General features: G+C 35.6%; 10 protein-coding genes. 5 read left to right on the forward strand and 5 right to left on the reverse strand.

Annotated elements, in window-relative coordinates:
- Positions 1-457 precede the first annotated feature (457 nt).
- The 5 genes from OU989_RS04340 (at position 458) to opp4C (ending at position 6,215) form a co-directional block, all read left to right on the forward strand.
- Positions 458-1,453, forward strand: a complete 996-nt coding sequence (locus OU989_RS04340; protein WP_274795895.1) for an ABC transporter ATP-binding protein — start codon at positions 458-460, stop codon at positions 1,451-1,453.
- A gap of 4 nt (positions 1,454-1,457) precedes the next feature.
- Complete coding sequence (locus OU989_RS04345) at positions 1,458-2,447, forward strand: ABC transporter ATP-binding protein (RefSeq protein ID WP_274795896.1); 990 nt, start codon at positions 1,458-1,460, stop codon at positions 2,445-2,447.
- Positions 2,448-2,504: 57 nt separating this feature from the next.
- Positions 2,505-4,238 carry an oligopeptide ABC transporter substrate-binding protein gene (opp4A, locus tag OU989_RS04350; RefSeq protein ID WP_274795897.1) on the forward strand — a complete coding sequence of 578 codons (1,734 nt, stop codon included), beginning with the start codon at positions 2,505-2,507 and terminating at the stop codon, positions 4,236-4,238.
- Between the two features lie 90 nt (positions 4,239-4,328).
- Positions 4,329-5,294: an oligopeptide ABC transporter permease gene (opp4B, locus tag OU989_RS04355; RefSeq protein ID WP_274795898.1), complete on the forward strand. Its 966-nt coding sequence runs from the start codon at positions 4,329-4,331 to the stop codon at positions 5,292-5,294.
- A 12-nt stretch (positions 5,295-5,306) separates the two neighbouring features.
- On the forward strand, positions 5,307-6,215 hold the full coding sequence (gene opp4C / locus OU989_RS04360) for an oligopeptide ABC transporter permease (RefSeq protein ID WP_274795899.1): 909 nt from the start codon (positions 5,307-5,309) through the stop codon (positions 6,213-6,215).
- Between the two features lie 381 nt (positions 6,216-6,596).
- On the opposite strand, the gene OU989_RS04365 is transcribed toward opp4C, so the two are convergent.
- The 5 genes from OU989_RS04365 to OU989_RS04385 form a co-directional block, all read right to left on the reverse strand.
- Complete coding sequence (locus tag OU989_RS04365) at positions 6,597-7,523, reverse strand: ABC transporter ATP-binding protein (protein WP_274795901.1); 927 nt, start codon at positions 7,521-7,523, stop codon at positions 6,597-6,599.
- Complete coding sequence (locus tag OU989_RS04370) at positions 7,516-8,571, reverse strand: ABC transporter ATP-binding protein (RefSeq protein WP_274795902.1); 1,056 nt, start codon at positions 8,569-8,571, stop codon at positions 7,516-7,518. Before OU989_RS04370 ends, OU989_RS04365 begins: the two co-directional genes overlap by 8 nt.
- Positions 8,572-8,584: 13 nt before the next feature.
- On the reverse strand, positions 8,585-9,505 hold the full coding sequence (locus OU989_RS04375; protein ID WP_274795903.1) for an ABC transporter permease: 921 nt from the start codon (positions 9,503-9,505) through the stop codon (positions 8,585-8,587).
- Positions 9,505-10,434, reverse strand: coding sequence for an ABC transporter permease (locus OU989_RS04380; protein ID WP_016994279.1), 930 nt, complete (start codon positions 10,432-10,434; stop codon positions 9,505-9,507). Before OU989_RS04380 ends, OU989_RS04375 begins: the two co-directional genes overlap by 1 nt.
- A 139-nt stretch (positions 10,435-10,573) precedes the next feature.
- Positions 10,574-12,235 carry a peptide ABC transporter substrate-binding protein gene (locus OU989_RS04385; protein ID WP_274795904.1) on the reverse strand — a complete coding sequence of 554 codons (1,662 nt, stop codon included), beginning with the start codon at positions 12,233-12,235 and terminating at the stop codon, positions 10,574-10,576.
- Between the last annotated feature and the right edge of the window lie 738 nt (positions 12,236-12,973).

Consider the following 12,973-nt stretch of genomic DNA (forward strand, 5'->3'; position numbering starts at 1 on the left):
GCAAATGAAGCTAAAAATGAACAAATGTTCAGTGTGAAAAAATGAAAAAGGAATAATTTTATTTGGAATAGTTGTATGGATTATTTTGTATATAAGAGTGTAAGAATTGTAAAATTTCACTTGATTAAATGTATTATTTCCAGATAAAATAGCATTACGCCTAATTGTCAGAATATTATATACCAATCCAGTTATTTTTTTATTTGGAAAATAGGGACTGTGTTATAGTTTAGGAAATCACTAGATTAAATTTTAATGTTTTTTTAGCCGGATATGTTTTTGATATAGGTTTAACATGTTTTGTCTATATTTTTCAGAAAATTGGGTTTTGCGGGAATCTTGTGAGCAAATTTCTTTTTACATCTTTTACTTAAAGAATACATTTTGGACATATGATTCTATTACTTACATAAAGGATGTAGCGATTTTAGTAAAAAAAATAAAGGTGTGATATTAAATGAGCTTAATGTTAGAAGTGAAAAACCTTAAAACTGGTTTTGATATAGATGGAGAGATCTATCATGCAGTTGATGATGTTTCTTTCTCAGTCAAACCAGGTCAAATTCTAGGAGTAGTTGGTGAATCTGGATGTGGAAAAAGTGTTATGTCACTTTCAGTCATGCAACTTCTTCCTAAAGGCATTGGTAAAATTACTGGCGGAGAAATAAAGTTTCAAGGTAAAAACATAGAAAATTATTCTAGTGATGAAATGAATAAAATAAGAGGAAAAGATATCAGTATGATTTTCCAAGAGCCGATGACCTCTTTAAACCCTGTATTTACAATAGGTTCACAAATAGAAGAGATTATTCTAAATCATTCTACTATGTCAAAGGCTGAGGCTAAAAGGAAGTCTATAGAATTATTAAAACAAGTTGGTATACCAAGAGCTGATCAAATTATCGATGAATATCCACACCAATTATCTGGTGGTATGAGACAAAGGGTAATGATTGCGATTGCCATCGCTTGTCAACCTAAGCTATTAATTGCTGATGAGCCAACGACGGCACTTGATGTAACAGTACAGGCGCAAATATTAGAATTATTGAAAAGTATTCAAGCAAAAACTGATATGTCCATTGTTCTAATCACACATGATTTAGGTGTCGTTGCAGAAATGTGTGATGACGTAATTATTATGTATGCCGGGAAAATAGTTGAACGAACAAATGTTGATAATTTGTTCCACAATCCACAGCACCCCTATACAAAGCTATTAATGGCTTCTATTCCAAGAATCGATGAAGAAGTTGAAAAACTCACAACAATTCAAGGAATCGTTCCGTCTTTAAAAAATATGCCTCAGCTAGGTTGCCGTTTTGTAGACCGATGTCCTTCGGCTATGTCTGAATGTAGCAAGGTAACACCGAAGCTTACCTTTATTGATGAGGGTCATGAAGTTTCATGTTTACTTTACAAGGATTGCAATACTAGAGAGGGTGTGAGCTGACGTCATGAGCGAAACAATAGTGAAACAGGAAAAAGAGAACTTATTGGAAATCATTGATTTGAAAACATATTACCCAATTAAAGGTGGATTTTTTAGACATACCGTTGGATATGTAAAAGCAGTAGATAATATTTCATTTGCTATTAAAAATGGAGAAACATTAGGTTTAGTAGGAGAATCAGGTTGTGGTAAATCTACAACTGGACGTACCATTTTAAGATTACTAGACGCAACTGATGGGAAAATTATCTTTGATGGGGAAGATATAACAAAACTGCGAGGCAAATCTTTAAGAGAGATACGAAAAGATATTCAAATGGTTTTTCAGGATCCATACGCATCCTTAAACCCAATGCAAATGGTTGGTAGTATCGTAGCAGAACCAATTATGAATTTCAGTAACAAGTCATTGAAATCATTACAAGGCGAAGTTATGGAGCTATTAAAAAAAGTTGGTTTACCGGAAGATGCTTTTTATAAATATGCACATGAGTTTTCAGGAGGTCAGCGACAGCGTATTGGTATTGCTAGAGCACTCGCACTAAGACCGAAACTGATTATAGCGGATGAACCAGTTTCAGCTTTAGATGTATCTGTACAATCACAAGTACTTAATCTCTTAAAAGAACTTCAAGATGAATTTGATTTAACATTCTTGTTTATTGCGCATGATTTAAGTGTTGTTAAACATATGAGTGATCGTATCGGCGTCATGTACTTAGGAAATATTGTTGAGATTGCAGATAAGGAACATATTTATGATGAGCCATTACATCCTTATACACAGGCCTTAATCTCAGCTATTCCGGTACCAGATCCGAGGAAAAAGAATCAACGAATTGTTTTAGAAGGGGATATACCTAGTCCAGCTAATCCGCCAAAAGGCTGTCCATTCCATCCTAGATGTCCAAAGGCAATGGTAGAGTGTTCATTAACTAAACCAGCTTTAAAGGAGGTGAAGCAAGGGCATAGAGTAGCATGCCACCTCTATTAAAAACTCATAAAAACGGAAAAAAGTTATTGACAAAATAAAATTTACGGGGGGAAAAAAATGAAAAAATCAAGATTTTGGTCATTTATGCTTTTGCTAGTTATGGCGCTATTTTTAGCAGCATGTAATAGTGACTCATCAACGACAGAGAAGGAAAGTGAAAAGGATACGAGCGGGGATACATCGACAACAACAGATGGACCTTCTACAGAGGGTGGCATTGTAACATTTGGTACAGATACTGCACCTGAGGGCGTATATGACCCAGCTTATTCAGGGAGTATTGTAGATAGTTATATTCAAGGGTTCACAATGGAAGGTATTTATGATGTAAATGATAACTTAGAATATGTTCCTAACTTAGCAACATGGGAAATTAGTGAAGATAAGTTAACTTATACGTTTACATTCCAAAAGGGTGTAAAGTGGCATAATGGCGAAGAATTAACAGTTGATGACTGGGTATTTGCATTAGAGACGCTTGCTGATCCAGATTATGATGGACCTCGTTTCAATTATGCAGAAGGCATCAAAGGTGCAAAAGCTAAAAAAGAAGGTAAAGCAGATAAAATTGAAGGGATCGAAGTAGTTGATCCTTATACTGTAAAAATTACTTTCGAACAAGTAAAAATCAATAACTTAGAAAATCTTTGGTCAAACCCTATGCCGAAGAAACACTATGAAGGTATTGCGGTTAAAGATTTAGGTGAATCGAAACAGGTTCGTGAAAATCCTGTTGGTTTAGGGCCATTTAAAGTGAAAAAGGTTGTAGATGGTGAGTATTCTGAATTAGAGCGTTTTGATGATTACTGGAAGGGCAAGCCACAGCTTGATGGTGTTATTGTAAAAGTAATCGACCCATCATTAGCAGCAGGTGCGTTCCAAAACGGAGAAATTGACATTATGTCTATTAAACCACAGTCAGTAAAAGAATTAGAAGCATTAGATAATGTGCGTATTGAAGAAACTAATGGTGTTAGTTATTCATACATTGGTCTTCGTTTTGGTCACCGCGATAAAGCTACACTAAAAAATGTGGCAGACTTTGATAAATTTAAATCAAAAGAATTACGTCAAGCATTATTATATGCGATTAACCGTCCAGCAATGATCGATGCTTTCTTAGAAGGAAAAGCAACAGTTGCCAACACAGTAATTCCAAGTACATTCTGGACTGCTGCAAAAGAATCGGACTTAAATAAATATGAATACGATCCTGAAAAAGCTAAAGAACTATTAGCGTCAGCAGGCTATGTAGACAAAGATGGTGATGGTTTTGTAGAGGATCCGAATGGTCAACCATTTAAAATCTCATTTGGTCACTATGCAGGAAATGCAGCATTTGAAGGTCGTTCACAAGCCATTATCCAATCTTGGAATGATATTGGTGTAAAAACAGAATTAGCTACAGGTAGTTTAATTGAATTTAACTTATATAATGATATGAAAGATAACGATGATGCAGCTTTAGAGGCATTCTTCGGTTCATGGAGCATGGGTGCAGATCCAGATCCATCAGGATTATGGGGCAATGACGCAGAGTGGAACTTCGGTCGTTGGGTAGACGCGAAGAACCAAGAATTATTAAATAAAGGCTTAAGTGAAGAAGCGTTTGATAAAGACAAACGTATGGCAACATATGTTGAATGGCAAAAACACTTCAATGAAGAATTACCAGGTCTTCCATTATGGGAAAACTTAGATTTATATGGTATTAATAATCGATTACAAGGCGTTCATATCAACGCTGTTGGTTTCCAAACAGACGTTTATAAATGGAATATTAAAGAATAAAATTTAGCTTTAAAATGAAAAGGCTATAACCTACTACTAAGTCCTCTTTAGAGGACTTAGTTAGTAAATTTTTAGATAAGGAGACGTTACATGCTTCAATATACACTTCGACGATTACTTAGCATGATCCCATTGTTACTCCTTATTTCGTTGGTGGTATTCTTTTTAGCAAAAATGATGCCAGGAGATGCATTTGCTGGTGAAATTGATCCTTCTAATACGAATCCACAATACATCGAAGAAATGAGAGAAAAATTAGGCTATAACGATCCAATTATCCAACAATATGGAAGATGGGTGGTTAATTTTGTACAAGGGGATTTTGGCAAATCAACTGTTTATAAAAAACCTGCTGCAGAGATTATTGCACAGCGTATTCCTAATACCATATTTTTAGCATTTACATCATTAGTCATTACCTACATATTTGCATTTTTTATGGGCATGTATGCTGGTAGAAAACCTTATACACTTGGGGACAATTTGATTGGAACGTACAATTATTTAGCATTAGCTATTCCATCATTTGTTGCGGGGATTGTGGCTATTTACTTCTTCTCATTTAAATTGGGGTGGTTCCCTTTCAATGGCTCTGTAGGCGTAGGTTTGGAGCCAGGAACTTTAGATTATTATGTGAGTAAATTCCATCATGTTTTATTACCTGCACTTATATTAGGGTTAATGGGAACAGCTTCCTATACGCAATTTTTACGAAATGACATTATCGAAAATAGTAGAAAAGATTTTGTAAGAACTGCAAGAGCAAAGGGAACAAAAGAATCTAAAATTTACAATAAGCATATTTTACGTAATTCCATTATTCCATTAATTACGTTCCTTGGTTTTGATATTGCAACATTAATCAGTGGGGCAGTAATAACAGAAACAATCTTTACGTATCCTGGAATAGGTGCTCTCTTCCTAGAATCTGTAGGAAGAAGAGATTATGCAGTTATGATGTCGATTACTATGATACTTTCGTTTTTAACGCTTTTTGGAAATTTAATAGCGGATTTATTATACGGTATAGTAGATCCACGTATTAGATTGGATTAAGGAGGGGGAATTATGACATTGGTAACTAATCAAGAAGTTTTAACGCCAAAATCACCAAAGAAAAGCCCCTCGCCATGGGTAATAGCGAGACGAAAGTTCTTTAAAAATAAATTAGCGATGATTAGTCTTACTTTTCTACTACTAGTTATCATTTTATCGTTCCTTGCACCATATATTACGACAAAAGATATTGTACGGGTAGATTTTACAAAAATAAGTCAACCACCATCTAGTGAAAATTGGTTGGGAACCGATACGAATGGGCGAGATGTCTTTACAAGAATGCTCTATGCTGGTAGATCATCCTTAACAGTAGGGTTAAGCTGTATGTTCTTTATCGTGTTGATTGGAACGACAGTAGGTGCTATTTCAGGGTACTTTGGCGGTAAAATCGATCAAATTTTAATGAGATTTACTGATTTTGTCTTAATGTTTCCATTTATGATTTTTGTTATTGTTTTAAACACAATTCTTATTGGAAAAATATCCGGTCTTTGGACTCTAATTATTGTTATTTCGCTTCTATTGTGGGGCTCTGTTGCAAGGATTGTACGCAGTAGGGTGCTTGCTGAAAAAGAAAATGAATATATTCTAGCAGCACAATCAATTGGCTGTAAATCCTCGAAGATTATTATTAAGCATTTACTACCAAATGTTGCCTCTACAATTATTGTACAAGCAACACTGTTAATGGCTGTAACAATCGTTGCTGAATCTGGGTTAAGTTTTATTGGGTTAGGTGTACCAGCAGATACGCCAAGCTGGGGGAATATGCTGTTTGAAGCTAGAAACTCAGATGTATTAAAGGATAAGCTTTGGATGTGGGTACCACCTGCCACAGCTATTACATTAGTAATTTTATCTATTAACTTTATTGGAGAAGGCTTGAAAGATGCTTTAAATCCAAAGTCAAGAAGATAATAGGGTAAAAAATAGGCACCTTTAAATGTAATCATACTACATTTAAAGGTGCCGAATTTTATAAGGACATTCTATTTACTACATATAAATCAGCAAGCTCTAATAAGTATCGTCATTTTAATTGTGATTAAAGAGAGCATTTAGATCTACTGGTTTTGGACGTTGACAGGGTTAGAGGGAGGAGCTAGTACGACAAACGAGTACTAGCTAACACTACTGAAAAGACCCCGTAGCAAATGAATAGAGCCTATTTTTATGTGATCTAACTTTCTAGTAGGGGAATAGATAGAATTAAGTATTCATAGGTTTAGAAGACTTTAACGAGGGTATAAAATAAAAAAACTCCTATCACAGCTGTAAACTGCGACAGGAGTGTCAATTTTATCGATTTGCAACCCATGTTTTCACAAGATCGTTCGTACCGTACACGTAATGCTGGTCGCCTACTTCATGGTAGGTTGCACTTTCGTCAACCTCTGTATGCTTGTATGGAATACGTTGGCGACGCTTCTCTGACATTGGATCAGGAAGAGGGATAGCTGATAATAAAGACTTTGTATACGGATGCACAGGATGATTGTAAATATCATCTGCTTTACCGATTTCCATGATTTTACCACGGTACATTACTGCAATACGATCACTGATGTATTTTACCATAGAAAGGTCATGGGCAATGAAAAGATATGTTAAGCCACGTTCTTTTTGAAGTTGCTTTAGTAAGTTAACAACTTGTGCTTGGATCGATACGTCAAGCGCAGAAATTGGCTCATCGGCAATGATGAACTTAGGATCTAAGCTTAGTGCACGTGCAATCCCAATACGCTGACGTTGACCGCCTGAGAATTCGTGTGCGTAACGATTTGCGTGTTCTTTGTTTAGACCAACAGCTTCAAGTAACTCTTGAATTTTCGCACGACGTTCCTTTTTATCCTTGTAAAGACCATGAATATCAAAGGCTTCACCAATGATTTCACCAGCTGTCATTCGAGGATTTAATGAAGCATAAGGATCTTGGAAAATCATTTGCATTTGGCGGTTAAATTTCTTTAACTCACTTTTTGATTTTTTCCCATGGACATTTTCACCATCGAAAACAATCTCGCCACCTGTAATATCATATAATCGAATGATTGAACGACCAGTTGTTGACTTACCACAACCTGATTCACCCACAAGCCCAAGTGTTTCACCTTCGTAAACATCGAAGCTGATACCATCTACGGCTTTGATAGGATTACTTGGTGAACCAAAATGCTGCTTTAAATTTTTGATTTCAAGAATTTTTTTCGCACCAGTTTTAGTCATTTTCTTGTGCCTCCTTTGCTAAATACCCTTCAATACGTTTAGCAACCGCATCTGGAAGAGGAATCTTCGGTGCATCAGGATGCAATAACCAAGTTTTTGCAAAATGCGTTTCGCTAACTTGGAACATTGGTGGTTCTTGTTCATAATCAATAGCCATCGCAAATTCATTACGAGCTGCAAATGCATCACCTTTAGGTGGATTCGTTAAATCTGGTGGTGAGCCTGGAATTGTACGTAAAAGCTCATCAGTATCATTATCTAAATCAGGCATCGAACCAAGTAGACCCCATGTATATGGGTGCTTTGGATTATAGAAAATATCATTCACAGTACCATATTCGACGATTTGTCCAGCATACATTACTGCTACACGGTCAGCAATATTAGCTACAACACCTAAATCGTGTGTAATGAAAATGATAGATGTTTTCGAACTCTTTTGAATTTCCTTCATTAGCTCTAAAATCTGTGCTTGAATGGTTACGTCTAGTGCTGTTGTTGGCTCATCGGCAATCAGAAGCTTAGGATCTGCTGCAAGAGCGATGGCGATGACAACACGTTGACGCATACCACCTGAAAACTCATGTGGATATTGATTATAGCGTTTTTCAGGGAAGGGGATACCTACCTGTGATAAAAGCTCAATCGCACGTTTTTTTGCATCTGCTTTTGATATCTTTTTATGCTGCAAAATTACTTCAGTTATTTGACGTCCGACCTTCATAGTTGGATTCAAACTTGTCATTGGATCTTGGAAAATCATTGCAATTTCATTTCCGCGTACTTTAGACATTTCTTTATCAGATAACGGAACTAAATCACGGCCATTGAATAAAATTTGTCCTGACTCATAAATACCAGGTGGCTGTGGAATTAATTTCATTAACGCATTACTTGTAACACTTTTACCAGAACCAGATTCACCCACTATAGCGAGTGTTTCACCTTCCTTTAAATCGAAGTTAACACCACGTACAGCATGGACAAGTCCTGCATAAGTTTTAAAGTTAATTTTTAAATCTTTTACTTCTAAAATTGTTTTACTCATCTCGGCCACCTCCTTATTTACGTAGTTTTGGATCTAGAGCATCACGTAAGCCGTCACCAACTGCATTGAATGCAAAGATTGTTAGTGAGATAAATACTGCTGGGAAAATCAAACGCCAAGGAGCATTGGCAATGGCTTTATTTCCTTCAGAGGCCATTGTACCCCATGAAGCTGTTGGAGCAGGAACCCCAAGACCAAGGTAACTTAGGAATGATTCAGTGAAAATAGCAGATGGAATTGTTAACGTCATCGTTACTAAAATTGCACCAAGAGCATTCGGAACTAAGTGTTTAATGATTAAATGGCCTGTACTAGCACCTAATGTACGAGCAGCAAGAACATATTCTTGGTTTTTAATAGATAATACTTCACCACGAACGATACGTGCCATATTAATCCATCCAGTGATAGATAGGGCAATAATCATAGGGATTAAACCAGGTTGCATAACAACTAATAGTACGATTACAACTAATAGATATGGTACTGCTGTTAAAACGTCGGCAATACGCATCATAATGTTATCGACACGACCACCTGCTAAGCCTGAAATACTTCCCCAAATAACACCGATAATTAAGTCAATAATCGCTGCGGCAATACCGATAAATAGGGAAATACGAGCCCCTTCCCAAATACGAACGAAAATGTCACGACCAAGATCATCCGTTCCAAACCAAAATTGTGCAGATGGTGGTGCATTGTAAAAACCTAGCTGATCACTTGCTTTGTATTGAGAAAAAATTGGTACAAATGTAGCCATTAAAATAACAATGATTAAAATAATTATCCCAATGATGGCCATTTTGTTATGAGAGAAACGGAGAAATACTTCTTTCCAAAAGGAGACTGATTTATCAGCTAATTTTTCCGTTGCTTCATGATTTCCACCAACAATTTTAAACTTATCTTTTTCAATTTGTTGCTGTGTCATTATTTTTTCGCTCCTTTCAGTTTAATACGCGGATCAATCACACTATAAAGAATATCAACGATTAATACCGCAAATAAAAGGATGATAGAGTAGAACACTGTCGTACCCATAATGACTGTATAGTCACGGTTTGTAATACTTTGAACGAAGTGTTTACCAAGTCCAGGAATAGCGAAAATTTGTTCAACAATGAAACTACCTGTTACAACACCAGCTGTTAATGGGCCGAGATATGTTACGACTGGTAGAAGGGCATTTCGTAAAGTATGTCGGAATACGATTGTCCATTTCCCAATACCTTTAGCGCGAGCCATTTTTACATAATCACTATTGTTTTGCTCAAGCATACTTGAACGTGTTAATTTTGCGATAAAGCCCATGTGTGAGAAAGCGATTGCAAAGGCAGGTAATATACTATAAACAAAGCCTTTCCATCCACTAATTGGGAACCAACCTAACTTATAGGCTAAGAAATACTGCATTAAACCAGCTAAGATAAATGAAGGTACTGATATAAATAGCACCGCAAAGGACGTTGCCAAATAATCCGGGAACTTATTATGATATAGCGCGGAAACTACGCCAATTAAAATACCCAATCCAACTGCAAGTAGCATAGCTTCAATCCCTAATGTTAAAGAAACAGGGAAACTTTCAGAAATCATATCATTTGTAGAACGCGCTTTATATTTCATTGACTCACCGAAATTGAAAGTGGCCGTATCGATTAAATAATCTTTATATTGTATATACCAAGGGTTATTTAATCCATACGTTTCGTTTAACTTCTCCTCGATTTGAGGTGGGAAATTACGTTCACTCGCGAAAGGACTACCAGGAGCGAGACGCATTAAGAAAAACGTAACAGTTACGATGACGAAAAGCGCGAGAAGTATATACATCAGCCTTTTCAAAATATATTTAATCACATAAAACTCCTCCTTCTATTTGTCAATTTTCAGACAAATAAATGCCTTCGTATTTTAAAAAGAGCTGACCCGCGCCGTAGTGGCTACGAGGCAGCTCTTGCTGTAGAGCTAAAAAAGCAAGATAAAATAATATAAATAATTATTTTTCTTCTACTACAACCTCTTTAAGTGGAATGTTACCAAGAACATCTGCTTGCATGTTTTTCACGTTATCGTGTACTACAGAAAGATTAGTGTAGTAGTAGATAGGTGCAACAGGTAAATCAGTCATGATAACTGACTCTGCTTGTTTTAGAAGCTCAAGACGTTTAGCAGGATCTGTTTCTAGGTTAGATTGATCTAATAACTTTTTATATTCTGGGTTTTCCCAACCAGTATCATTGTTACCATTTTCAGCAGTATCATAGATTTCTAAGAATGTATATGCATCATTATAGTCACCAGTCCAGCCTAGACGTCCAGCTTGGTAGTCTAATTGATTAAGTTTCTCTAGGTAAACTTGCCATTCAGAGTTATCAAGACCTACCTTAATACCAAGGTTTTTCGTCCAGCCCTCTTGAATAAATTGAGCGATCGCAGCATGTGCTTCACTAGTGTTGAACGAAATGTTTACAGTGATTTCAGAAGGATCTTTAATACCAAGTTCTTTCATACCAGCTTCAAGTGCAGCTTTTGCACCTTCAATATCGTTATCTTTGAAGTAACCACGGTCCTCTTCAAAACCACTAACAGCGATTGGCACCATACCTAATGCTGGTTTTTGCTCACCTTTAGTAATATTGTCAATTAAACCTTGACGATCGATTGCTAAAGTTAACGCTTTACGAATGTTAGCGTTTCCAGTAAATTTATCTTTTGTATTTAGTTTATAAACATATACTGAAGCCTGGTCAGCAATATTTAATGAACCATCAGCTTTAAATCCTTCGATTGAATCAAGTGCAACAGATTGGTATGGAGCACCAAGATAATCAATTTCGCCAGCTTTAAACATTGTAGCAGCAGTTGTTTCAGATTCAACCATACCGATATTAATTGTCTCTAAAGAAACTTTATCTGCATCCCAATATTCTGGGTTTTTCTTTAATACGATTGCGTCGTTGTGTCTCCATTCACCTAAAGTGAATGGTCCGTTTGTTACATAGTCATCACCAGCATCTGTATACCACTCATCATTACCTTCAACTACTTTTTGGTTTAATGGTGCGTATGTTTTGAATGCTGTTAATTCTAAGAAGTAAGGTGTTGGGTTTTCTAATGTTACGACTAATGTTTTGTCATCTTCTGCTTTAACACCTACGTCATCAGCAGAACCTTCACCGTTGTTATACGCGGCAGCACCTTTAATTGGGTAAAAAATTGAAGCATACTCAGAAAGATTATCTGGGTTTAATGCCCATTTCCATGCATATTCAAAGTCCTTTGCCGTTACTGGATCTCCATTTGACCATTTATTATCACGTATTGTGAATGTGTAAGTTTTTTGGTCCTCGCTAATCGTCCAGTCAGAAGCTGCAGCAGCAACTGGTTTAGCATTTTCATCTAATGTTGTTAAATTTTCAAATACATTTGTAAGAATAGCACTAGAAGTTGTATCAGTTGCTAATCCTGGGTGTAATGATGGTGGCTCAGAAGTTACTACTAAGTTTAATTCGCCGCCTGAAGTTGTTTCAGATGTACCTGAATCTTTTCCATCGTCTTTTGATTTTTCAGACGAATCTCCACCGAAGCCACATGCAGCAAGTACTAAAGAAAATACTGCAAGAACTGTTAGTAATAAAAACTTTTTGTTTTTATTCATGTGAATCCCCCTTATACAATTTTTAAGCCTTTTGTGAAGCTCCTATTTAATATACCAAAAAAATCATTGTGCACAAAATAAAAAAGATTCAAATTTATATAGTATTATCTGACATTTAAGAGTTTAATAAATTTTTCCGATTTATCACACTAAAGAAACAGAGTGTTTATATAATAAAAATTTGATAATTACCTATTCTGAATATCAAAAATAAAATAAAAATAAAAAAATGATTTACTATACGGAAAATTCCTATTTTTTTGATAATATTATCAATATTTAAAAAATGAATCGAAAGTCATAGATGTATAACCTTGAGGGAATTGTATAGATTTGTAGAAAATCTAAGTAAAACTAAGTGAATTAGTTTCTTTTGCAGGTAATTTCTTGCAAAATATGATCTCGAAACATGAATATTTTTATCTATTAATGATATATAAGAAACTTGTTTTGTAATTTTCTAGTATCATCCAATTGTGGATGAAGGCAAGAAAAAATAGAGCAATTGTATGAAAAATGGTACCCAAACTAAGAAAAAAATGGATTTAGTGAGAAGAGAAAATAAGGAATTATGTTTTTTTGAAATAATTTCCGTGCTAGTTATATATACATCCATATATGCAAATGAATATTGTTTTATTCAGCAATTTATCATAAAGGGAAGTCACGGTTTTTGCCAGATGTTTACCAAAGTAATCCACTTTACTAGTTTTGTTTTTTTGAGGATGTCAATTGTCT

This window comes from Lysinibacillus irui (assembly GCF_028877475.1).
Taxonomy (GTDB): domain Bacteria; phylum Bacillota; class Bacilli; order Bacillales_A; family Planococcaceae; genus Lysinibacillus; species Lysinibacillus irui.

Coding starts and splice junctions, on each gene's coding strand:
- OU989_RS04340 (WP_274795895.1), top strand. CDS start 458: ATGAGCTTAATGTTAGAAGTGAAAAACCTTAAAACTGGTTTTGATATA.
- OU989_RS04345 (WP_274795896.1), top strand. CDS start 1,458: ATGAGCGAAACAATAGTGAAACAGGAAAAAGAGAACTTATTGGAAATC.
- opp4A (WP_274795897.1), top strand. CDS start 2,505: ATGAAAAAATCAAGATTTTGGTCATTTATGCTTTTGCTAGTTATGGCG.
- opp4B (WP_274795898.1), top strand. CDS start 4,329: ATGCTTCAATATACACTTCGACGATTACTTAGCATGATCCCATTGTTA.
- opp4C (WP_274795899.1), top strand. CDS start 5,307: ATGACATTGGTAACTAATCAAGAAGTTTTAACGCCAAAATCACCAAAG.
- OU989_RS04365 (WP_274795901.1), bottom strand. CDS start 7,523: ATGACTAAAACTGGTGCGAAAAAAATTCTTGAAATCAAAAATTTAAAG.
- OU989_RS04370 (WP_274795902.1), bottom strand. CDS start 8,571: ATGAGTAAAACAATTTTAGAAGTAAAAGATTTAAAAATTAACTTTAAA.
- OU989_RS04375 (WP_274795903.1), bottom strand. CDS start 9,505: ATGACACAGCAACAAATTGAAAAAGATAAGTTTAAAATTGTTGGTGGA.
- OU989_RS04385 (WP_274795904.1), bottom strand. CDS start 12,235: ATGAATAAAAACAAAAAGTTTTTATTACTAACAGTTCTTGCAGTATTT.